A 23538-nucleotide genomic window follows, 5' to 3' on the forward strand; every position below is an offset into this window, starting at 1 on the left:
CGACCCGTGCAGCGATGTTTCGACTCAAGCACCTGCAGATCGACACCCTCGGCGAGCACGTTGTGTTCATTCACGAGAGCGCCGGCGCCTGCATCGCGTGGGGCGGCGCGCTCGACTTGGCCCCGGCCGACGACATCTTGATCACGGTCGAGCGCCCGATGGAGATCGACACGGAGGTACAATTGGTGGCCTCGATCTTGTCGAAGAAGAAGACCGCGGGGGCCACGCACGCTTTGATCGACATTCCGGTCGGCCGCACGGCAAAGATGCGCTCGCACGGCGGCGCGGAGCGGCTGGCCAACCTGTTCCGCGCCGTCGCCAAGGAAGTCGAGCTGCTCATCGACGTGGTAGTGACCGAGGCCAGCGGCCCGATCGGCTGGGGCATCGGGCCGCAGCTGGAAGCGTTCGACGTGCTGGCGGTGTTACGGCGTGAGCCGGGCGCGCCGCAAGATCTGCGCGAGAAGTCCCTCTACCTGGCGGCCCGCATTCTCGAACTGGTGGGCGCTGTGGCCCCTGCCGCCGGCTATCGCGCCGCCCAGCAGACGCTCGACTCCGGCGCGGCCGAGCGTGCCTTCACCCGCATCATCGCCGCACAAGGGGAGCGCGCGCCGGTGCCCGCGGCGCCCTACAGGCACGTGGTCGAGGCCCCCGCCGACGGCCGCATTCACGAAATCGACTGCTGGGAGATCGCCCGTGTTGCCAAACGCGCCGGCGCGCCGGCTCACGCTGCCGCCGGCGTACGGCTACTGCACACGGTGGGGGACATCGTCGAGCGCGGCGAGCCGGTGTTCGAGATTCACGCGCAGAGCGCCGCGCAACTCGAATTCGGCCGGGCTTACGCCGCCGCTCACCCCGACATCGTGCGCTTCGGGTTCTGAGGCCGGCCGCCGCCGTTGGTGATCTACGCCATCGCCCCGCCAGTTATGACGCGCGCAGGGTATCGCTCGCTGCTGAGCACCACGGCCTTGCTGCTGGCGCCCGCGGCCTGGGCGGCGCTGCACGGGCCGGTGACGGGCACGGCCGACCCGAACGAGCCGGGCGTGGTGTCGGCCGCCGCCGCAGTGCCGGCGCAGCCGGTCGTGGTACCGCGTATGCCCGGGCCCCGGCGCAACCACGCGCTCGGCGCCGCTGCCGGGCGCTCCACGCTTGCGCCACCGCTGTCACCACTCCAGAGCGCCCCGATTCTCGCCGGCGACTTTGCCGGCATCCCCTTCACCTCCTTCTTCCCGCCCGACCCCAGCCTCGCCGTCGGACCCGATGATCTGGTGGCGGTAGTCAACGGGGCGATCGCGCTGTTCACCCGGAGCGGCGCCAATCCCTGGCAGCGCTCGCTCAACAACTTCTTCAACGGCTCACAGTCGAGCAGCTTCGTCTATGATCCCAAAGTCATCTTCGACCCCCATTCCGGCCGCTTCTTCGTGGCGGCAATCGACGGCCAGAACAGCCCGAACTCGTGGCTGCGCCTGGCGGTGTCGAAGTCGAGTGCCCCGAGCAATCTAAGCGTGTCGCCGAGCGCAACCAGCCAGTGGTGGGGATACAACATTGATGCCGATCGCGACGGCGGGGCGCAGATCAATAACAACTGGGCCGATTTTCCCGGGGTCGGTGTCGATCAGTACAACCTCTACATCACGGCCAACATGTTCGACAACGACGGCGGCTTTCACTACGTCAAGGTTTGGGTGATCGCCAAGGCCGCGCTGTTGAATGGCGGACCGCCTACGGTCTTCGAGTTTGGGGCGCCGCCGGCGCCGGCGCTGGGCAATCCGGAGACGGGCGAGCCGGACTTCACCATCACGCCCGCGCTCAACTTCGACTCCGGCAGCGAGCACATGCTCTCGACCAACGAACTAGCCGGTGGCGATGGTTTCCTCACGCTGTGGACGGTCAACGACCCCGGCGGCACACCGCTGCTGGCGAGCGCCAACCTAACGGTGGCGGCGTGGAACGGCTTTACCGTGCCGCCGTGCGCACAGGCGGGCGGCGGCACACCGCTCGATGCCGGCGACACGCGCGTGCTCAATGCGGTCGAACGTGACGGCAGCCTGTGGGCGACCCACACCCAGCCGAGCGCCGACGGTTTGCGCGCCGAGGTCCGCTGGTACGAGATCGACGTCGCCGGGCCGACGCTGCGGCAATCCGGCCTGGTGTCCGATGCCACTCGTTGTTACTTCTATCCGGCGATCATGCCCGACGCGCAGGGCAATGCCGGCTTGGTCATGAGCGGGGTCGATGAAGCTATCTTCGGCTCAGTCTTCTACACCGGCCGCTTGGCTGCCGATGCCGCCGGCACGATGCCGCCCGTGGCCACGCTGCGCGCCGGCCTCTCCAGCTACGTCAGAACCGACGCGGCGGGATTCAATCGCTGGGGCGACTACGGCGGTATTGCCGCCGACCCCGCCGGCGGCGAGCTCTGGATATTCCACGAATATGCCTCGCACGCGCCCGACCTATGGGACACCTGGCTTGGCCGATTGCAGTTCCCCACACCCGCGCCGTCCCCGACCAGTACGGTGGCGCCAACTGCCGGCGCCAGCGTAACCCCGGAGCCGACACCGGCAGCGACAGCCACCGCAAGTGATACGCCGCTGGCGACTTCGACATATACGGCCAGCCCTACCGCCACCGACACCGCAACGCCGATGGACACTGCGGCTCCCGTTTTCAGCCCGACGTTCACTCCGACAACCGCGCCGCTCGGCCCTCGTGGCGATGCCAACTGCGACCTGCGGGTTTCAGCCGCCGATGTCTCGGCCGTGGTCCTGCGGCTAACCGGCGTGGAGGTCGCCAGCTGCGCGCAAGCCGATGTTGACGGCAACGGTCAGGTAACAGCGGCCGACATTGCCGCCGTGATCGAGCGCATCTTCACGGCCGCCGTACTCTAGCCGGCCTTGGCGAACCGCTGCATTGCGGGGTATAAGCGCATCGCGGTTTTGGCCATGAAGCGCCCGAGGAACATCGCTGATGCCTGACATGCCGTTGCTGCTTCTGCGCGTTGCCGGCGTGGTGGTTGGTCTGGCCGGTCTGTGGCTGACCTATCGGCTACGGTTTCGCGCGCGCCGGCTGGCGAACTCGGAGTGGCTGCTGGGTACATTGCTGGCCTTCGCGCTGGTCGTCTGCGGCTTGGTGCCGAACGCCTTCGACTTCCTGCTCGGCCTATTCGCCTTTCGCAAGGGCGGCGGGCAGCGGCTGATCGGCTTGTTGATCTTCTCGAATCTGCTCTCGTACGTGCTGATCTACCTCGCGTTGACTCGCAGCAATCGGGCCGAGGAGGTGATTGACCGGGTTGTCCGGGAGCTGGCCAAGCGGCAGTACCGCGAGAGCCGCGACGCTGACGACGCCCAGCTGTACATCGTCATCCCGGCCTTCAACGAGGCCGCCAACATCGGCGCGGTGTTGGCCGGCGTCCCGCCGCTGGTTTGCGGGTTGCGCACCAAGCCCATTGTCGTCGTTGACGGCGCCACTGACGACACCGCAACCGTGGTGCGGCAGTGCAGCAGCGAGCCGGTGTGCTACCTCGTCAATCGCGGCGGGGGCTCGGCACTGAAGGCGGGCTACGATCTGGCCATCGAGAACGGGGGGGATATCGTCGTCACGCTAGATGCCGACGGCCAGCATCGGCCCGACGAGATTTCCCGATTGGTGCAGCCGATCGTCGATGGCCGCGCCGATCTAGTCAACGGCTCGCGGCTGCTCGGGCGCTACCAGGTCGAGCGCTGGAGCCGGGCTACCGGCTTGGTGTTGTTCAATTGGCTCATCAGCCTGCTCACGCTCACCCGCATCACCGATTGTTCCAGCGGTTTTCGCGCGATTCGCACCGCCGAGCTGGCCAAGTTAGAGTTACGCCAGCCGCAGTTCCACACCTCCGAGCTGTTGATCGAGGCGCTGCGCAAAGGGCTGCGAGTGACGGAAGTACCGATCAGCGGCGAGCGCCGGCGAAGCGGCGAAAGCAAGAAGCCCGCGTCGTGGCGTTACGGCTGGGGGTTTGCCCGCGCGATCGTGTCGACGTGGTTGCGCTAGCAGCGGCCGAGGTCCGGCCGGCGTGGCGGGCCGGGGCGATGGCTTTGGCGCTGGTGCTGCTGTGGGGAGCGGCCTGGGCCGCGAACTGGCAAGCGTGGCTGGCGGCTTGGCCCTGGCCGCGAGTACTGGCGGCCTGGCTGCTCTTCGTGCTGCCCGGGGTGTGGCTGGCGCGCTGGCTCGATGATGCCGCCGGCTTTGTCCTCAGTCGCCATCTGAGCGCCGGCTTCGCGATTGCGCTGGGTATCACGGGGCTGTTGGGCACACTCAGCCGCGTCACTCATCTCCCATACGGAGTCATTCGCCTGCTGTTCTTCGGCGCTGGCGCGGTGGCGCTCGCCGGCTTCGTCCTGAGTCGGCGCACGCCGCTGCCACGAAAGCCGGGCCGGCTGCTGTCGGGGGCGCTGCCGGCACTGGCCGCCGCCGCACTCGCCGTGACTGTGGGACTGGGCCGAGTTAGCAGCGCGGACGACTACTCCACCACCGTCTTCGTCACCGCCTTTGTGCAGTCTGCCGGTTCCAACTTCGAGGACCCGGTGTTCGGTACCGGCCATCCATTGGCGCCGCGCTTTTGGCTGAGCTTCTGGCCGTTGGCGCAAGCCCTGATCGCCAGCAAGGCACGGGTGAGCGGCATCGAAATAAACAACGTCTATCTCACCCCCTTCTTGTTAATCTGGTCGCTACTCGGCGTCTTCAGTCTGGCGCGCGCGCTCGGATGGTCGCGCCGGCTCGCCACGCTCGCCGTCGTGTCACAGGTGGTGAGCCTGGTGTTGCTGCTCGGGCGCGATCAAGTCGGGGATGCGTTCTTTGAGCGTATTGTGCAAGACAAGGTTCTGGCCGCTGCGGTCATCTCACCTCCGTTCTTCGCTTTGCTGGCGAGGTTCCTCTCGGCACCCGGCTGGCGCCGGCTGTTGCTGCTGCTGTTGGCGGGGCTGGGGTTGGCGTTCACTCACGGCACCATGCTGGGAATCGCGGTGCTGATGGCGGCGGCGCAGGGGTTGCTCGACGGGGCTGTGAGGCGCAACGCGACTGGGCTCCTCTTTCTGGCCGTTTTGCTGGTCGTGCTCACGCTGCCGCAGTTGGCACTGCGCTTGGTCGACCATGCGATGAATCGCCGGTTGCAGTATTCCGTCACCGCGGCGCGGGAAAGCGGCGCGCTCAGCCCGATGAGAGAGCGGCGCCTGCGGGTGCTCGCCGACCAGCGCTTCTACGGCGTTGCTCCCGAGTTGGTGTGGGGGCTTTCATTTGCCGGGGTGGCCGCCGCCGCAGTGCTGGCGTTGGCCGCAGCGCGAGAGAGCGTTGCGGCCCGCTACCTAATCGCATCCGCCAGCGTCATCGCCGCCGGAGTGTTTCCCTACACCGGTTGGTTGCTGGGGCTTCTGCTGACCCCGTTCCACTTGTGGCGGCTGACTTGGTTCACCCCTTTCGGAATAGCCTGGGCGTTCCTGATCGGGGCCGGGTTGAAGCTGCTCGAGCGACGCGGCGCCCGAGGCCGACGCCTTAGTCGCTGGAGAACTGTGGAAGCGGTCGCGGTGGTGTACTGCCTGCTTTTTGCGACTGCGGCAGTCGCGCTGGTCGCTGCCTACGAGAAGAACCCTTTGCCGCTTAGTCTGCACGATCCGCCCGATTGGCAGAGGCTAGCTTACGTTCGCGGAGTCAACTACTCTCGGCCCGGCTGCCGGCCGCGATACGCCGACTTGCGGGAAGTCGGCCGCCGGTTGGACGCGGTGATCGCGGGCGAGGCGGTGGTTGTCGGCGATCGGTACGTGAATGACTTCATTCCCTCGATGTCGGCGAAAGCCAAACTGCTGGCCTATCGTGTGACCAAGGAACGCTTGAACAAGCAGACTGTCTACCATGGTAGCTTCGAGGCCCAGGCCGCCGAGCGGCGCGTGGCCGACTGGCGCGGTGTCACCACCAGTGGCCCCGCGGAAGAGCGCCTCGCTATCCTTGAGCGCTATCGCGTCCGGTTCCTGCTCCAGTGCGGCGGCACCGGCTGGGCCGAGGCGCTGCGGCAACAGCGTCCCGATCGGATCGTCGCGTTGTACCGGGCGGGCAACCTTCACTTGTATGGCGTGCAGCTGAACCAGGCAGGCTGAGGCAGGGCGGGGTTCTAAGGAGGGCACACATGCGCGTGTTGATTGCCGGCATCGATGGATATCTGGGCTGGCCTTTGGCGCTGGCGCTGGCCGCGCGCGGTCACGAGCTGGCGGGGGTGGACTTGTTCCTGCGACGCCGATGGGTGGAGGAAATGGGCAGCCACAGCGCAATCCCGATTGCCTCCATGCACGAGCGTCTGGCCGCCTATCGCGAGCACTTCGGCGCCGCCCTATGGTTTCGCGAAGGTGATTTGCGCGCCCCGGGGTTCGTGCGCCGCGTGTTGGCCGAGTTCCAGCCGGAAGCGGTCGTGCATCTCGGCGAGATGCCCTCGGCCCCTTATTCGATGATTGACGTCGACCACGCCGTCTTCACCCAGACCAACAACATCGTCAGCACGCTCAACCTCCTCTTCGCCTTGCGCGACACATGCCCGGACACCCACCTGGTCAAGCTCGGGACCATGGGTGAGTACGGCACGCCCAACCTCGACATTCCCGAAGGCTTCTTCGAGATCGAGTACCGCGGCCGCCGCGACCGCCTGCCGTTCCCCCGCCAGGCGGGCAGCTGGTACCACCTCAGCAAGGTGCACGACAGCCACAACATCATGTTCGCCTGCCGCACTTGGCAGCTACGCTCGACCGACGTCATGCAGGGCATTGTCTACGGCACTCGCACCCGGCAGATCACCAGCGACGCGCGACTGGGCACGCGCCTCGACTTCGACGAGGCCTTCGGCACCGTGATCAACCGCTTTTGCTGCCAGGCCGTCATCGGCCATCCGATTACGCTCTACGGCGCGGCGCAGCGCCAGCGCGGCTTTCTGCCTCTGCGTGATTCCATTCAATGCCTGACGCTGGCGATCGAGCATCCGCCGGCCACCGGCGAGTATCGGGTTTTCAACCAACTCGAAGCCGTCTACAACCTCTGCCAGCTGGCCGAACGGGTGCAGCGCATCGGCGGTGAATTCGGGCTCGCCGCCGATATTCGGCGCCTCGACAATCCCCGCGTCGAGGCCGAGGCGCACTATTACAACCCCGATCACCAGCACCTGCTCGATCTGGGATACCGCCCGACCCACGACATGGATACCGAGCTGCGGGTGTTACTGGCTGACCTGCTGCCCCAGCGCCAGCGCATCGTGGCCAAGCAGGCCGCGTTAGTTCCCGGCATTCACTGGGACGGCCGGCGCAGGGCCGCCCGTGCGGTTGACGAGGCCGTGCCGGGGCCAGCGGCCAGGCGCCGGCAGGCGAGCTGAAGCGGCCGCCGCTCGCCTTGGCCGCGAGCGCGGCTTTCTGGTATCTCACGCGCGCTGGCTATGGCTGAGGCGGATTCGAGTCCCGAGAGTCGTCTTGTCACCAGGAGCGCGCCACCGCGCCGAGGGCAGCGTCTTGCCCGCTACCTCGAGCTGGTGTGGGTGTTGGCGCGGCGGGATTTCGAGGCGCGCTACCGCGGCAACGTGCTCGGACTGCTCACCGGGCTGGTAATTCCACTGGCGTTCTTGGTGGTCTACAGTTTTGTTTTTTCCAGCATCGCGCCGGTACGGGTGCGTCCCGGCGCTGATCGAGCGGACTATGCCCTGTTCGTGTTCGCCGGCTTGTTGCCGTGGGCGATCCTGGCCGACTGCGCGGCGCGGGCGCCGCGGCTGATTTGCGGCAACGCGCATCTGGTGCGCCGGGTAGCGGTGCCGCTCAGTGCGCTGCCGCTGTCCCTCGTGGTGGCGGCCTACCTCCAGTTCTTGCTTGGTTGCGTGGCCTTGTTTCTGGTCACCTGGCTGATCCGCGGGACGCCGCCGTGGCTGGTGCCGCTGGCGCCGCTGGCGTTGATCGGGCACCTCGCCTTTTGTGCCGGCGTGGTCTGGCTGCTCGCGGCCGTCGGCGCGTTTGTGCGCGACCTCGGCGATGTCGTCGCGCCGGTGCTGGCGATGTGGCTGTTCGTCACCCCCGTGCTGTATCCGGAGAGCAACCTGGCGCCACTGGGTTGGTTGCAGTTCGTCAACCCGGTGTCGCCCCATATCACCATTGCTCGCAACCTGATGTTCGACGGCCAACTGCCTTCGCCCGCTGCGGTCATGACCTCGCTGGGCATCGGCGTGGTCTGTGGGCTGGGCGGCTGGCTGACGTTTCGCACCGTCCGACCCGCTTTTGCCGATGTGGTCTGATGGACGGTCCGGCAATCGAGGTGGTCAACGCCGCCAAGGTGTACCGCATCTACCGCCACCCGCTCGATCGCATCTGGCAGCGGCTGACGGGCAAGCGCTTGTGCACCGACGTATGGGCGCTGCGCGAGGTGACGCTGTCGGTACCGCACGGGGTGACTTACGGCGTTGTCGGCCGCAATGGCTCAGGGAAATCGACGCTGCTGCAAGTGTTGGCCGGAACCGTCACCCTGACCTCGGGCCGAGCCCAGGCGCACGGGCGGGTCAGCGCCGTGCTGGAACTCGGCGCCGGCTTCAACCCCGAGTTCTCCGGCACTGAGAACGCCGCCATCGGCGGCTTGCTCGCCGGCCTATCGCGCCGCGAGATGGCCGGCCGCATGGCGGCAGTGCGCGCCTTCGCGGATATCGGCGAGGCGTTCGACCGGCCGCTCAAGACCTATTCCAGCGGCATGATCGCGCGTCTGGCCTTTGCCACGGCTATCAGCGTCGATCCGGAAATATTGCTGATCGACGAAGTGCTGGCGGTTGGCGACGCGTTTTTTCAGCAGCGCTGCATGCGCCGGCTGCGGGAGCTACAGCTGGCCGGTGTGACCATCATCTTCGTCACCCACGACTACAACGCGGTCACCAGCTTATGCGGCCGGGCCGCCTGGTTGCACCAAGGAGAGCTGATGGCCGAAGGCGAGCCCGAGCGTGTCGTGCGCGAGTACCTCGGCTCGCGTGTGGTTGAGGACACCGGCGCCCTCGACGTCACCGCGCCGCCGCCGCTGGTACTCACCGATGAGGTGGCACCGGCGTTGGAAATCCCGCATATCGATCATCGCTACGGCTCAGGCGAAGGTGAAGTCCTGGGCATCGCGCTCGACACCGACGGCGGCGTGCAGCCGGGCAGCTACTGCCGGGTGCGCATCACGGCGCGGGCAGTGCAGCCGATCGCCCAGCCGATCCTTGGGTTCACCATGCGCAACCGCTTCGGCGAAATAGTCACCGCCACCAACTCTCTTTACCAAGGCATCGCCGTGCCGGCGCTGCAGCCGGGAGACAGGTTGACGGTGAGCTTCGAGTTCAACTGGCCGGCGCTAGCTGCCAGCCACTATTCCCTTTCACCGGCGCTCTCGGCCGGCACGCTCGACCAGCACCGCATCTGCGATTGGATCGACAACGCCCTGATTGTCGAGAGCAGCGACCCGGGCGGGCGCTACGGCTGGCTGCGGCTAACCGACGTTAGCGTCAAGGTCGCACTTCGTCCGGCCGCCGGCCCCAGTGCACCCCCGCGCTCGAGCGCCGCAATCGGCGGGTGAGCACCTGCGGCAGCAGCCGCTCGAACAGCGCCACGTACTCGCGCTCGGCAAAGCACGACTGGAAACGAAAACGCACGGTGTCTCGCGCGTTGCGCCCGAGGCTGGCGGCGCGCTTGCGGTCACGCGCCAACGCCAGCAGCCCGGCGGCGATAGCCATGGCGCTGTTCGGCGTGTACAGCAGTGCCGTCCGCTTGTGATTGACCGCTTCGCGGACACCGGGCAGGTCGGGAGCCAGCAGCGGCAGCCCACAGCCCATGGCTTCGAGCAGTGCCCGCGGTAAGTGCTCGCGCTGGCCGGTGGGACAAACGAACACGTTGGCCGCGAGCAGCGATTGCAGATCGATGTCGGGAGCGACATGGAACCGCTCGGCACAGCCACTGGCTTCGATTTCTGCTTGTAGCGCAGTCCGGTCAACCGCCAGCCCGCCGCCTAGAAGGACGTGCAGCGGCTCGGCGGGGCGCGCGGCCAGACAACGCGCGGCGGCCCTGATGAGGTCGCGTTGCGCCGCCAGCGAGCAGGGGTGGCCGGTCATAGCTGCCAGCCAGGCGTCAGCCGGTATGCCTAAGCGGGCGCGCACGGCCGGCCGGTCGAGCGCGCGCTCGACACCGGCGATGGCCTCGAGTTCGACGCCGCTATGGATTACCCGAAACCGTGCAATCGGGTCGGGGTAGCCAAAGCTCAGACACGAGGCGGCACTGCCGAAGATGACCGAATCGGCGTGCTCGAGCGCCGCCAGCATGCGTGCATGCAGCCGCGGCTCGAACCGCCACAGTCCCACGTGCCAGAGCGGCTGCTCTTCCATGAACCACACCGCGGGCACACCGGCGAGCCGGGCGGCATCGACAGCCCAGAAGCTCGCCCAGCAACCGGCCGCAACCAGATCGAAGTCGCCCGCCTGCAAAGCCGTGAGCAAGTAATTGCGGCGGCGGCTGAAACTGAGCTGGTCAATGATGCCGTGGGAGGCCGGGACCGTGGCGCGGACTACGCAGCCCGCATGCTCGAAGGCCTGGCGCAGTCGTCCCTCGCGCTCGCTCAAGACCGTCACCCGATAACCGGCACCGCGCAGCGCGCCGGCGACGGCGAGCAGGCGCAGGCCGGCTTCGTCGCGCTCCAGGTTGCCGGTTACCACCGCCACGTGCGCTGCCAGCGGCAGGTGCACCGGCCGGGTGAGCCCGCGGATGATCTCGAAGCGCCCGTCGGTGCGCACCAGGTTGGGGTTGTAAGCCTCGCCGCGGTCGAGTCGCTCGCGCCAGCGCTGGCGCATCGCCGCGGCCTCGTGCGGATCAACCACCCGCTGGCGGGTGGCGTGCTCGTAATGCAACAGCTCGACCGAGCCGGCGTAAATGCTGCGGTAGCCCGCTTGCCCCAGGCGCAGGCAGTAGTCCACGTCCTGGTAGGCGACGCGCAGGTCGGTTTCATCGAAGCCGCCCTGAGCGAGAAAGAGATCACGGGAGGTGAGCAGGCAGGCGCCAGTCACTGCGGGATACTCGCGGATCACCACCGGATAGTATAGATAGCCGGTGCTCCATTCTGGCAAGCCCTGGAAGGCGTGCAGGGCGACTCCGGCCGGTACCAGCAGCACCCCGCCGTGTTGCACCCGACCGTCGGGGTACAGCAACCGCGCGCCGACCGCTCCAACCTCCGGCAACTGCGCCAGGCCCACCAGCGTCTCCAGCCAGTCAGGCGAGACGACTTCGGTGTCGTTGTTGAGAAACAACACGTAGGGCGAGGTCACGGCGGCGGCGGCCTGATTCATCAGCCGCGAGAAGTTGAAGCCGTCGCGGCCTTTGAACCGCAGCACCCGGACACCGCGGCCGGCACACTGGCGCAGGTATCTGAGTGTGGCGGGATCATCGCTGTCGTCGTCGACGATCACGATCTCGTAATTGGGGTAAGTGGTCAGAGCCTCGATGCTGCGCACGCAGCGCTCCACCATCGCGCGCTGGTTGCGGGTCGGGATAATGATGCTGACACGCTCACTGCCGTCCGGCTGAAAGCGCAGCCGGTAGACAGCCGCGGGGCCTTGGCCATTCAAGGCGGGCCACTCGGCGCGTGCTCGTACCCCGCGCCGGGCCAGTGCCTCGTTGAGCGCACGCGCGCCGCCAGCAATGTCCGGCAACGGCGCCTGCGCGCCCGCGTGATAGAGCACCAGGGGAACGTGGGCGATCCGCTGCGTGTGCTCGCTTACGCGCAGGACGAAATCGTAATCGGCGGCACCGCCGAAATCGGAGCGCCAGCCTCCGACTTGTGCAAACACGCTCCGGCGCACCGCCAGGCCGGTCCCGCAGTAGCAGTACGAGAGCAGTAGCGCCGGATTCCAGTCGGGCCGAAAGGCGGGGGCGAAGCGGCGGCCGCTGTCGTCGATTCGATCCGTATCGAAGTAAACCAAGTCGGTCTCCGGCCGCTCGGCCAGCAGCTGCGCCAAATGGAACAGGCTGTCGGGGGCGAGGACATCATCCTGGCCCAGGAACAGCAGCCACTCGCCGGTGGCCAGCGCTGCCGCGGCGTTGACCGTGCCTCCTGGTTCACTGTTTGTAGCAAAGCGTATCCTGGGCTCGTCCGCCGCCAGGCGGCCCGGCAACTCGCCGGCAACGCACAGTTCCCAGTGGGGGTAGACTTGCTCCCGTACGGATGCGAGCGCGCGCTCCCATCGTTGCGGTGCCGGGCGTTGAGCGGCGAGGATCACGCTGATGACCGGGCGCTGTGGCAGCGCGGCGGTCGCCTGCGCCAGCAGCGGCTGGTACTCGGGCCGGTAGTCGTTGATGGCGCGCCAGCGTGCATAGGCGCCGGCACCGCGGCGGGCGCGCACGCGGGCGGTGTGCAGGAAGTGCCGGCCGGAGCGCAGCAACAAGACCCACTTGATCACCTCGCGGCGCGTACGCGGGAAGCGCTGGTTGCGGGCGAAGTCCCACAGCAGACGCACCAGGTCGCGATAGTTAGCGAGCGGCTGGCGCAGCAGTCGCGCCACCAGCCGCGGCTGGCCGACTGAGCGGCGCAGATATCCGCCATGCCAGCGCAGGTGGCGCAGCGCCGAGCCGTACGCCGCGGCCGCCGCCGGATCGCGCGCGAACAGCGCCCGGGCGCCGTTGCTAACACCCTGGCGCAGCAGCTCGAGCGCGCGCGCCACGACGTAAGCCGCATACTTCTTGCCGCCGAGATGGGTGACGGCGTACAAGCGGCGCGCCTGCCAGCGCAACCGGTCGGCGGCCTCGCTGCTGCGGGCGAGTGTGCCGCCCTGGTGGTGCACCACCTGCTGGCTCGGGTCATAGAGAATGCGCCAACCAGCTGCGGACAGCCGCCGGCACAAATCGACATCTTCCTCGTACAAGAAGAAGCGCTCGTCGAATCCGCCCACGGCGCGGGCGGCGGCAGTGCGGAGCAAGACGGCGGCACCTTCGACCCAATCGACCCGCGCCAATGCCGCCGGCAGCGGCTCGAAGCGGGCCAGCGCCCGGCGCAACGAGTCGCGGGCCGAGGGAAAGCGCCGCCGCGCGCAGGGCTGCGGCCGGCCGGCGGCGTCGATGAGCCGGCAGCCGACGGCAGCGGCTTCGGCATGTGCTTCGAGCACGTTCGCCAAGCCGCCGACGGCGTCATCTACCAGCTCGGTGTCGCTGTTGAGCAGCATGACGAACTCAGTTGTGATCGTGGCTAAGGCGCAGTTGTTAGCCGCGCCGAAACCCAGGTTGCGGGCGTTACACAGGAGGTGCACGGCGGGAAAATCCTCCGCCACCATCTCGGCGCTGCCGTCGCCGGAGCCGTTGTCGACCACCACCACCGGATAGCCGCCGGCGTGGGTACGAATGGAGTCGAGGCAGGCGCGCAGCAACGCGCTGGTGTTGTAGCTCACGATCACGATGGTGGCGCGTGGGTCCATGCGGAGCGGGCTGCGGCGGGCCGGCGACGGTCGCGATCGCGGCGGCTTAGGGCTGCCCGAGCAGGCGCCGCAGCTCCTGCGCCGGCTGGCCGCGCCGAACGGTTAAGGCGTAGTCGTAAATCCGCCCGAGGGGAAAGGCCACCGCGGTGGCGAGCGACACCCACGCCAGCAGCGGCCAGCCGGTGAGCAGCTCGCTCAACAGGGCCAGACTGATGATCACCGTCAGGCCGGTACCCAGCGGCAAGCCGTAGCGATGGGTGGCGCGCTCGAAGCCGAAGTCGCCCGCCAGCCGGCCCTCACGTGACTGGATCAGCGGATGGACGTGCACCGGACCGGCGGCCGCACGGGCGAGCAGCTCTTCGAGCAGAATCGAGGCACGCACGCGATAGAGCGAAATCGTCGGCGTGCAGAAGATCGCCGCGATAGCGCCGAGCAGGAGCGGCACCAGCGCGCCCTGCGCCAGTGCCGCCCGCAGCCCGAGGGCGAGCACCACCAGCGGCGTAACGAAATAATGGCCGGCAACGTCGGCAAAAACGAAGGTGGCATCATCGGCGCGGCGCGCGCGCGCCACCTCGCCGTCGGCACAGTCGAGCACTTCGCCGAGATATGCCAGCGGCACGAACAGCAGTGATACGGCGATCTCGGGACAAGCGAGGCAGGCGGCGCTGAGCAAACCGACGGCGATGTTGGCGGCGCTGACGGCGGGGGCCGATATGCCCCAGCGCAGCAACAGCCGGGTGAGGTGCTTGGAGACGGGCCGGCAGGCGCGCTGCGTCAGGCCGGTACCGACCCGCGGCTGCAGTGCCTCGATCTCGCTGATCGTCAGCGCCGGTGTGCGCAACTGCTCCACGTCGTTGCCTCAGCGCTCCCGCGCCACCGCCAGTGAGTCGAGCCGCCCGCCGCGGAACGTCCGCGGTGCCGCCCGCCCGCGCAGGCGCTCGCCGAAGGCCCACAGCTTCAGCGCCCGCCCGACCAGGTCCAACAACAGGTATTGCGGCAGCGCGCGGCGGTAGTCGCCCAGCCCACGCCGCCTGAGGGCCTCGATCCGCCAGCCGCAGGCGGCGGCGTACGCCAGCAGCGGCGCGGCGCACGCCAGCGCCAGAGCGATCGACCACCGTGCGGCCACCAGCGCGGCGGGCAGGGCTGCGAGTAAGACAGCACTGGCGGCGGCTTGGCGCGCCGCCGCTGTGAGCGGCACGATCGCCATCGCCCCACGCCGATTGCGCAGCATCGTGGCGAGCAGCCCACCCAGGGTCCAAGGAACCATGGTGGTGGCGCGGGCACGCGGCGCGTAGGTGATCTCCCAGCCCTCCGCCTGCAGCGCGCGCCCGAGATAGAGATCGTCCTTGCTGCCAATGGTGGCCGGCAGCAGCACCGGCAGCGCCGCGGGTGGCAGCGCCGCTCGTGGCAGGGCGACGAACTCGCCGCTGAGGGTGCGGTCGAAATGGAGGTCCTTGTGCAGGCGGCGGTTGAGCTCCCAGTAGCGCGACACCCAAGTGTCGAGGCGCGGCCGGGCGGCGCCGTGGGCGACGATGCGAGGATTACGGGCGAGCATTTGCTCCAGCTCGCTCAGCGCCGGCGGTTCCAGTTCGGTATCGGCGTCGAGCAGCACGATCATATCCGCGTGCGCCCGGGCGCAGCCCAGTTGCAGCGCCGCATTCTTATTACCGGCAGCCAGGGTGGCGACCTCGAAGCGGCCGAAGTGCTCACCGTGGCGCGCCGCTGCTGCCGCCGTGTCGTCGCTGCCGGCAGCCACCACGATCACTTCGAGATGGGCCGCGCCGATGGTTTGCACCGCCAGCGCCTGTAAGCAGGCGCCGATGGTGCCGGCCTCGTTACGGGCCGGGATCACCACGGTGGCGCGCGGCGCCGTTGCCGCTGGCGCGGTGGCTGGGCCACAATCAAGCTGGTGCAGATCGGTCGCGGACGCCATTGCTTCGCGGGCTGATTAGCCCCGATGGCGCAAAAAGGAAAGCCGGCGGGCTTTCCTCTCGGCGCCGCTCGCGGCATGTTGTGCCACCGATGAGGACGGCATGACAATGCGGTCGGAGTTGCCGCGCGACTTTTGGTTCTTCTTGGCCAGCCGCTTTTGTGCGGGGACGGCGATGACCATGCTACGGGCGGCGATCGCCTGGCACGTGTTCGACCTCTCCCGCTCGGCCTTTCACCTCGGGCTGATCGGCCTGGTGCAGTTCGGTCCCGCCTTGGGCCTGATGCTGGTGGGCGGGGCGGTGGCCGACAGCTACGATCGGCGCAAGATCATCATGACCGCGCAGGCAGTGGCGTTGGCGACGGCGGTGGCGCTGGTGGCGGCAACCGAGCGCGGGCTGGCGAGCCTGCCGCTGCTCTACGGCACGGTGCTGCTGGTGGCCGTGACCGCGGCGTTCGACAATCCGGCGCGGGCGGCGTTGCTGCCGACGCTGGTGACGCGCGCGGTGTTTCCACGTGCGGTGACAATCGCCTCGACCAACCAGGCGCTGGCGTTCATCACCGGACCGGCGGTGGGCGGCCTGCTGATCGCGGCCGCCGGCGTGACCGCGGCGTATGCCGCCTATGCCGGGCTGATCGCGGCCTCGATCACCGGGTTCGCCCTGCTGCGCCTGCGGCCGCACGAAGGAGCGCGGGCGGCGGTCAGTTTGCACGCCATCCGCGAGGGGCTGCGCTTCGTGCGCCGGCAGCGGCTGGTTCTCGGCTGTATGACCCTCGATATGTTCGCGGTGATCTTCGGCGGTGCGACGGCGCTGCTGCCGATTTACGCCAACGAGATACTGCACGTCGGCGCGCGCGGCTACGGCTTGCTGACGTCATCGCTGGAGATCGGCGCCTTGTTGACCTCACTGGTGCTGATGGTGGTGCCGCCGATCCGGCAAGCGGGCCGCGCGTTGTTGATTGCGGTGGCGGGGTTCGGTGTGGCCACCATTGTCTTCGGACTGTCGCGTTCTTTTGCGCTTTCGGTGCTGGCCTACATGGCGGCGGGTGTGGCCGACCAGATCAGCGTGGTGATGCGCAGTACGGCAGTTCAGCTGTCGACCCCGGACGAGCTGCGCGGCCGTGTCAGCTCGGTGAACTTCTTGTTCATCGGCGCCTCGAACCAGCTCGGGGCGGTCGAATCGGGCTTTGTAGCCGCGCTCACCAGCGCGACCTTCTCCGTCGTCAGCGGCGGCGTGGGCTGCCTGGTGGTGCTGGCAATTGTCGCCCTGGCCATCCCCGAGCTCCGCCGCTATCGCATCGGCGGGCCGCGCGCGGCCGCCTAGGCTCACAGTTCGGCCGACTTGACCACGCGGGTTATCGGCTGCGGGTGGCTCTGGGCACGGATCCAGCGCCAGCACATCGTGCCGCGGCGGTGGCCGGCGGTGTCGAGCCAGTTGTCGGCCCCCGGGTTGTGCTCCGCTACCACGATGCGCACCGAGCCGTCGGGCCGGTACTTGGCGCCGTGATGGTTGACGGCGATCGGATGATAACGGTAGTCGAGCGACTCCATCCAGTGGTTGTTGAGCTGGAAGTTCCAGTAGTCGCACGGCGGCGGCGTGACTTCGATGACCAACGCCTGATCGGGGGCCAACTCCCAATAGCCGTGGTAGTAAAAGATGTTCGGATCACCGTGGGCCGCGCCCGCGATCTTGGGGTCCAGCGGGTGCAATTCATTCACGCCTTGTTTGGCGAAGCCCTCGGCCCAATCGGCGAACAGTTTCGCCGTTCCCGCCACGTAGGCGCAGGCCGCGGCCAAGCCCCGGTCGATGAATTCCGGGGTGATCGGCCGCGGCGGGCCTTCGACCCCGAGGCGTTCAATGTGCAGGTCGGCGATCGACTCCGCCCGGCGATCACGGAAGGTCTGCCGCACGATCAGCGAGGAAGTGTCGGGCTCCATGCGCAGCCAGTTGCCGGCTTGCGGCTGCGAGCTGGCGATGATGGTGAACGACCCGTCGCGGTTGAGCTGCAAATCCTTGCCCTCGAGATAGCCGGTCTGCCCCGAGCGGCCCGACGAGCCGTAGCTGCCGGCGTAGGTGCCGAAGCCGAGGTAGTAGACCGTACCGCGTGTGCCCCAGATGCGGTAGTCGTGCTGGCCGCTGATCGCGGCGCTCTGGTAGTAGTTATCCGGGTTGTCGGCGCCGATCTTGACCGTCTCGTGCGCCGGGCGGCGCAGAATCGGGAACAACGGGTCGGCGAACTCGATGTAGGACTCCAAGGCGACGCGGGTGAGGCGGCTGAGGTAGCGAAAGCCCTCGGCGCGATCGAAGGGATCCGGCGGTGAGCCCTCGCGCAGGATGATGTCGCCGGCGCGCTTGAGCGCGTCGCAGAAGTCGGCCCAGGTCGAGCCATTCATGATCCGGTTGATTGCGTCTTCGTTGGCCATCTCGGGCTCCTGTGTGTCGTAAGTCGTTCGCGGTGGGCTGCGGCGGGCGTCTCTTGGCGAACGCCCGCCGGCCCTCCGGGTTCTGTTCCTTCAGTGCGGTCCGCCGCGCGCTTCCGCCAAGGCGTCGCGTGCTCAACGAACGTTTCTCTGCCCACCTTGTGTTGACATTGAAGCGATCCGTCAGGCGGCAAACGCGGAGCAGACTGCCTTGAACGTCTTGGGGCGATACTGTTCCCATTGTTCCTGCCGGACAAACAGCGGCCGGAACCGTCGCGCCTGCTCCTTCGCCGTTGCGTCCACGCACCACTGACCCAGCCGTTCCCACTTGCGCGGGTCCTCGATATCCTCGCGCCCCTTCGTCTCGATCACCCAGACATCGGTCTCGGTCTCCTTCACGACAAAGTCCGGGTAGTAATTGCGGATGCCGCCGTCCGCTGCCCGGTACTCGATCCGGAAGCCGGTGCTCTGGCTGTTCTTCACGAACCCGATGATGTCGTCGCAGCCATCCAGGAAGGCGGCGAACTCCAGCTCAAACGCGTTGCCGACGACCTTGTTGAAAATCGAGCGCCTCGGCACGATGTACGGCTGATCGTTCACAATGAACGGCCGCGTCTTGCTGAGCTTGATGGAGTCTCGGATCTCGGTCGTGCCCTTGTCCTGCACGGTCAGCGCATTCACGGCCGCCTTGAACGTTTCCAAGATCGCGCGCGTCGCTTCGACTTCCGACAGGTTGCGCAGGACGTCCAAGTCATCGAGATCCACCGGCCGGTCAAAGAGATGCGCTTGCATGAACCGCTTGAGCTTCCCGAACAGAACGTCGAAGCCGCCCACCAAGCGAAGGTCGCGCATGATCGTTCGCGCGAAGAAGCCGACAGCACTCTGATGCGATGGGGTGAAGGCGGAATCCAACACCGTGGTGTGGCTGACCATGTCGGTGTTCAGGTCCTTGAATACGATCTCGCGTTGCTCCTCCTCGGAGAACGTCTTGATGGGTAGCTTCGGGCGCGGCAAAGCATCCGGATCCAATTCCTCAAGGTTGAGGTATTCGCGGTAGATGCGCGGGGCCAGAACCGGAAGTTCGATGTCGAGCCCGTCGATATCCTTCTTCCGGTTTTCGCGGTCGACCTCGACAACCAGCGGCGCCTTGGGCTTGCTGTGCTCTCCCATCTCGGCGTATTCGAGGTCGACGCCTTCGCTGCGGATCGACTCGACGAAGTCCATGAAGGCGTCCGTGCCGACGACACTCACCTTCTCGATCACCGGTAGCCCGCGGAACATTCGCCGCAGCCCACGCCCGAGGGTTTGCTCGGGCAAGATCTGACTCGCCGCCTTGTATGGTCGCAGTCCCACCATTGCGACGACGTTCTCCACGTCCCAGCCTTCGCGCAGCATCATGACCGAGACGATCGCTTTGTACCGGTTACCCGCGTCGTCGATCTCCCGGCTGAATCTGCGCAGCCGCTGCAGTTCCTCCTCGCTCTTGCCACTCGCCGCTTCGGAGATCTCGCCATTCTTCTTCGTGTGAATCACCAGCACGGCGCCGTGCAGCTCTGGATACCGCGCTTCGAGGAACTCGCCGACCTCGTCGCAGTTGCGCGTGTCGTCGGTCATCACAAACAGAACCGACTTCTTCCCTGTCGGTTTGAGCTGTTCGTAGACCTTCTGCCATTCGAGGTATCCGAGGTGCAGGTAGTCTTCGTAGTGCTCGGTGAATTTGTTGCTCTGTCGCTCGGTGAGCTTGGCGCGCGAGGCGGCGTCGGGCAGGACGGGGGTCTTCACCACGCCTTGCCGAATGGCTTCCACCAGCGGGTAGTCGCTGATCGTCTGCACGAAGATCGCACCGTTGCTGTGCTTCGGCGTTGCGGTCAGGTCGAACTGCGCCGACAGCTTGCTGCCCTTCAGCCGCAACTGATTCGAGATGTCCTCGATGTTCTTGAACCACGCCATCTCGGGGTCGTGGATGTGGTGCGCCTCGTCGTTGAGAACGACCAGGTCCGGCACGTCGCGCACGATCTGTCCGACATCGACGCGTGATTGATTCGTCTTGCCCGTCGGCCGCCGGCCGAGAAAATAGTCCGTGGTGTCGTCGTCCTCAAACGACGGCGTGGAGGTGTTCTCGTACACGCGGTGAATGTTGGTCAGAAAGATGTTGCCGGTGTCCGAGACCACCCCGATCTCGTCCTGCACGTGCAACGTGATCTGAAACTCGTTCGGCCAGTCGTGCCCCTCGTAGCCGTTCTCCGGCAGCACCGGGTCGTCGTGGAAGATGCCCAAGCCGTCGAAGGCCTCCCGCAACCGATCGAGCACGATGATGTTCGGTGCGATGACCAGAAAGTTCGTGCTCAGGTCCGAACCAGCCTCGTAGCGCTTGTGGAAGTACGCCCAGGCGATGAGAAGACTCCTCACCTTGGTCTTGCCGGCGCCGGTGGCCAGCTTCATCACGTAGCGCGTCCAGTCCTCGGCGAACATCCCCTTCGACACGCGACCCGACGAGTCGAACTTGATCAGCGCGTACGGATCACGCGCCTCTTCGACCTCGTACAACCAGATGGCCGACTCCACCGCCTCACGCTGCGCGAAGAAGTACCGGAAGGGCTGTAAGGTACCATCGTCCGACGGAAGAAGGTGCTCGCTCTTGAACCAATGGTAGAGGAGCGCCCGCGTGGTGTCGCTCGCCCCTGCATACCCGCTGTCACGCCACGCCTGCACGCCTTGCCGCACCTTGTACACGAGCGGCGGCAGCAGGGTCGCGTAGCCGTCCTCGGTGAACAACTCCTCGCCCGGATACCAGCGGATGTTCGGTTCGAGGACGGCGTGCGGATCGGTCGGGAAGTCGGGACGCAGGCCCATGCCTAATCTCCTTAAGAGAGTACGGGCTGGAAGCCCATACCACCAAAGCCCGCGTCACCACGCTCAGTACTGGTGGCAACGGCTTCACCGGCGGTATGGCCTTCACTGGTGGTATGGGCTTCCAGCCCGTACCCAACTTCTACCACGGCAGCTTCCCACGATGCAGTGCATCCCACGCACTCGGGGACTTGCACAGGCCAGCCTTGACCGGGTTGTTCTCGATGTACTGCCACTTCTCGAACAGCTCGGTCTCATCGCGCACGATCCGGTCAAAGCTTTCCTGCATCCACACGGCACCGTGCCGGTGCAGCCGGCGGTTGATCTCCTTGGCCGTAAACGACTTGATCGAATGGGTGATGCTCGCTAGCGACCACCACCGGCCGGGCTCCTGCTCCAGTGGCAACAGGAGAAGGTGCACGTGATCCGGCATGACCACGGCGGCCAGAAGATCGTAGCGCCGGCCATCGAAGAACCGGCACGCATCGAGAACCATGCGGCGTAGCTCGACGCCGAGATCCACGCCGAGGGTGCGAAACGTGACGAAGTAGACGCTGCCACCCTTCTGCCAATGCGGAAGCCACCGGTGCGTCGTCTGGAGCTCCGGTCCGCTGGGATCGAGTGCGCTCTTCCTGGTGCTTCTCTCTTGTTCCGGCGTCATGTCGGCCACCCGCTGGTACGGGCTGGAAGCCCATACCACCTATTGGAGGAATCCCATGCCCGCGGCCATGCCATCAAACCTCGTACTGCTGCTACAGATTCTGAGCCTGTCCGGCTGTGAACCCGAACCCGCTGACATCGGTTCTCAGCCTGCCCCAGCAAGCCTCACACTGGTGGGATGGGCCTTCCAGGGTGGCATGGACCTCCAGAGTGGTATGGGCTTCCAGCCCGTACCACCAAACAGAGATGGTGAGATGTTCGTTCATGCCCATCAAGCCGCCTCTCGCTCCAACACCTGTTCCGCGTTCTCCTTGAAGTCGTCGAGCGAGATGAACTGCTTGTCCGCTGCGCTGGTGACCCGGTTGCGGTCCTTCCTGCCCAGCGCCTCGAAGTCTTCGTGCACGACGAAGCTCTTGAACGGCAGCTTGTTGCGCTGAAACTCCAGACACGAGATGGCCGCCAGCCGTGCCTTCGCCGTGTCGCGCACGCCAAAGAGGTAGACGGGCCGCGGCGTGATCTCGAACGCAAAATCTACCTCCAGATCATCGCGCGCCGGGATCGGCAGCACGTTCGGACGCGGATGGTACTTCGCCAGCGACTGCTCGATGAACTCGGTGAGCAGCTCGTAGAAGAGGCTGTGGATCACCTCGCGCTTGTAGAGTTGCATGTTGGAGACCTTGGCCACCGTCTGGGCGAACTGCAGGACGGCAGGGTACAAGCTCTCCGGCTTGGCCTCCACAAACAGGTTCCCGTTCTCCTCGCTGACTTGGTTCTCGGCGAGAATCCTATGGAAGATGCGCTCTTTGTTCGGCGTGTCCAAGTCGAACGAGTACGACAAGCGCATCAGGGTCATGCCGTGGTCGCAGACACGCACCCGCTCCTGCGTGCCGTTCTTGGGCTCCAGAAAGATCTCCATCATGTCGCCGTCCTCGTGATACAGCGGCGCCAGCAACTGAAGCACTCCCGGGCGGCGTTCCCGAAAGGCAACGTGATGGTTGAACTGCTCCTTCAGCAGGTCGAGGTAGCTCATGTCTCTGGCTCCCCCATTCGCGATTCACGGACCGAGTAGACGCTTGTTCGCTGTGACCAGGGCGAGCCCGTGCCCGCCAAAGTCACCGTCATCCGTGACGAGCTTCAGCCCCTTGCTCTTGCACAACTCCGCCAGCACCTGGTCGTTCAAGTCCGAGTCGCCTTGTTCGTATTCGGCGATCAGCGCTTGGATATCGAGCGTGCTGAAGCCGCTATCCACCCGCACGCAGTGCTTGAGGACTTGCTTCACGTCTCCCGCGATGTCCTTGGCGATGGGCTTGAACGCCACACTCCGCCGGAACTGCTTGAAGTCGGAAGATGCGGTGCCCTTGGACCGCAGGATGTTGTACCTCAGGCGGGCATAGGCATTGACGAACTCGGAGACGATCAAGACATCGATGAAGATCCTGCTCTGGGCCTTCAGCATGCTCGCCAGCGCCTGAGAATACACCGCGGCCTTCGCACTTCCGGGCTTGCGGGGGCCATACACCGACAGCCACACATTCGTGTCCAACAACAGCTCGTCGGTCGACTTGAACACGTAGCCGCCGATCGGCTGTGCCTTACTCGTCATCGGCGTCGTTCCCCAGCACCTCGCGCGTTGCCTTCTCGAAACGTCTCGGGTCCTTGAAGTACTCCTTTGCCGTGTCGACCACTCGCTTCAACAGCTCCAGATCGTCCGGCTCCATGTCGGCCACGCGCAGTCGCGAGCGAATCAACTGGGAGCTGAACGAGCCGTAGAGCTGGCCGATGGCGGCATTGAGGAAGGCCGAGGTCAGGCTCGTCACGTTCCGGAACGAAAGCGTGACGCTGCTCCCGTGGCGGATGGCCGCCGCGATCTGGTCGTGCAGGCGTTGCCCGTCGTCTGAAGCAACGCACAGCGGGCTGCCAACGATCTCGTAAACTGACATGGTAACTGGCTTGCTCATACGTGCGCTCCCTTGCCGCCAGCCGTCAAAAGACGTCTGTCTCCGACAACTCCGAGGCCAGCCGGTACGACTGCGTGTCCGCGGCGTTGATCTCTATCGTCACAACCGTACCCGGAAAGCAATGCGGAAACACTGCCGTGCCCACCTGCCCATCGCTTAGTACTCCATCTCGCAATTACGGTGACGTATTTTGATCATGCAATCACGCAGCTTTGGCAAGGGGACACTCCTTCGCGTGGAGTTTTTCCAGCAGACTGGCGAGGTCCTGCCGG

At 66.4% G+C, this 23538-nt stretch carries 17 protein-coding genes; 8 read left to right on the forward strand and 9 right to left on the reverse strand.

From position 1 onward, the window contains the following. Window positions 1-14 precede the first annotated feature (14 nt). The 7 genes from HY699_19100 to HY699_19130 all read left to right on the forward strand — a co-directional run bounded on the left by HY699_19100 (window position 15) and on the right by HY699_19130 (window position 9573). Window positions 15-878: a hypothetical protein gene (locus tag HY699_19100; protein ID MBI4517918.1), complete on the forward strand. Its 864-nt coding sequence runs from the start codon at window positions 15-17 to the stop codon at window positions 876-878. Between the two features lie 45 nt (window positions 879-923). After that, complete coding sequence (locus HY699_19105) at window positions 924-2885, forward strand: hypothetical protein (protein MBI4517919.1); 1962 nt, start codon at window positions 924-926, stop codon at window positions 2883-2885. Window positions 2886-2964: 79 nt separating this feature from the next. After that, window positions 2965-4020 (forward strand): glycosyltransferase family 2 protein, encoded by a 1056-nt coding sequence (locus tag HY699_19110; GenBank protein MBI4517920.1) that lies wholly within the window; start codon window positions 2965-2967, stop codon window positions 4018-4020. Continuing rightward, the gene (locus HY699_19115; protein MBI4517921.1) at window positions 3966-6116 is read left to right on the forward strand and encodes a hypothetical protein; all 2151 of its coding nucleotides are present in this window, start codon (window positions 3966-3968) and stop codon (window positions 6114-6116) included. The genes HY699_19110 and HY699_19115 overlap by 55 nt, the downstream gene beginning before the upstream one ends. Before the next feature lie 29 nt (window positions 6117-6145). Beyond that, window positions 6146-7372 carry an NAD-dependent epimerase/dehydratase family protein gene (locus tag HY699_19120; protein MBI4517922.1) on the forward strand — a complete coding sequence of 409 codons (1227 nt, stop codon included), beginning with the start codon at window positions 6146-6148 and terminating at the stop codon, window positions 7370-7372. Window positions 7373-7432: 60 nt separating this feature from the next. After that, window positions 7433-8275, forward strand: coding sequence for an ABC transporter permease (locus tag HY699_19125; protein MBI4517923.1), 843 nt, complete (start codon window positions 7433-7435; stop codon window positions 8273-8275). Further along, window positions 8275-9573 (forward strand): ABC transporter ATP-binding protein, encoded by a 1299-nt coding sequence (locus tag HY699_19130; GenBank protein ID MBI4517924.1) that lies wholly within the window; start codon window positions 8275-8277, stop codon window positions 9571-9573. The genes HY699_19125 and HY699_19130 overlap by 1 nt, the downstream gene beginning before the upstream one ends. Here the strand turns inward: HY699_19130 and HY699_19135 are convergent. The 3 genes from HY699_19135 to HY699_19145 are packed head-to-tail and all read right to left on the reverse strand — an operon-like array spanning window position 9503 to window position 15380. Next, window positions 9503-13447 carry a glycosyltransferase gene (locus tag HY699_19135; GenBank protein MBI4517925.1) on the reverse strand — a complete coding sequence of 1315 codons (3945 nt, stop codon included), beginning with the start codon at window positions 13445-13447 and terminating at the stop codon, window positions 9503-9505. The genes HY699_19130 and HY699_19135 overlap by 71 nt on opposite strands. 46 nt (window positions 13448-13493) lie before the next feature. Next, window positions 13494-14297 carry a hypothetical protein gene (locus HY699_19140; protein ID MBI4517926.1) on the reverse strand — a complete coding sequence of 268 codons (804 nt, stop codon included), beginning with the start codon at window positions 14295-14297 and terminating at the stop codon, window positions 13494-13496. 9 nt (window positions 14298-14306) lie between these two features. After that, entirely contained in the window at window positions 14307-15380 is a 1074-nt protein-coding gene (locus HY699_19145; GenBank protein ID MBI4517927.1) for a glycosyltransferase family 2 protein, read from the reverse strand. A 100-nt stretch (window positions 15381-15480) separates the two neighbouring features. On the opposite strand from HY699_19145, the gene HY699_19150 reads away from it, so the two are divergent. Next, window positions 15481-16701, forward strand: coding sequence for an MFS transporter (locus tag HY699_19150; protein ID MBI4517928.1), 1221 nt, complete (start codon window positions 15481-15483; stop codon window positions 16699-16701). Window positions 16702-16703: 2 nt separating this feature from the next. Here the strand turns inward: HY699_19150 and HY699_19155 are convergent, their stop codons facing one another. The 6 genes from HY699_19155 to HY699_19180 all read right to left on the reverse strand — a co-directional run bounded on the left by HY699_19155 (window position 16704) and on the right by HY699_19180 (window position 23266). Beyond that, window positions 16704-17801: a DUF1214 domain-containing protein gene (locus HY699_19155; GenBank protein MBI4517929.1), complete on the reverse strand. Its 1098-nt coding sequence runs from the start codon at window positions 17799-17801 to the stop codon at window positions 16704-16706. Window positions 17802-17981: 180 nt separating this feature from the next. Next, window positions 17982-20651, reverse strand: a complete 2670-nt coding sequence (locus HY699_19160) for a DEAD/DEAH box helicase family protein (GenBank protein ID MBI4517930.1) — start codon at window positions 20649-20651, stop codon at window positions 17982-17984. Window positions 20652-20790: 139 nt separating this feature from the next. After that, window positions 20791-21309, reverse strand: coding sequence for a transposase (locus tag HY699_19165; protein ID MBI4517931.1), 519 nt, complete (start codon window positions 21307-21309; stop codon window positions 20791-20793). Window positions 21310-21579: 270 nt separating this feature from the next. Further along, window positions 21580-22338 carry a DUF1828 domain-containing protein gene (locus HY699_19170; protein MBI4517932.1) on the reverse strand — a complete coding sequence of 253 codons (759 nt, stop codon included), beginning with the start codon at window positions 22336-22338 and terminating at the stop codon, window positions 21580-21582. Between the two features lie 24 nt (window positions 22339-22362). Continuing rightward, the gene (locus HY699_19175) at window positions 22363-22911 is read right to left on the reverse strand and encodes a PIN domain-containing protein (protein MBI4517933.1); all 549 of its coding nucleotides are present in this window, start codon (window positions 22909-22911) and stop codon (window positions 22363-22365) included. Continuing rightward, the gene (locus HY699_19180) at window positions 22901-23266 is read right to left on the reverse strand and encodes an STAS-like domain-containing protein (protein ID MBI4517934.1); all 366 of its coding nucleotides are present in this window, start codon (window positions 23264-23266) and stop codon (window positions 22901-22903) included. The genes HY699_19175 and HY699_19180 overlap by 11 nt, the downstream gene beginning before the upstream one ends. Window positions 23267-23538 lie beyond the last annotated feature (272 nt).

This window comes from Deltaproteobacteria bacterium, assembly GCA_016210005.1.
Taxonomy (GTDB): Bacteria; Desulfobacterota; Binatia; order HRBIN30; family JACQVA1; genus JACQVA1.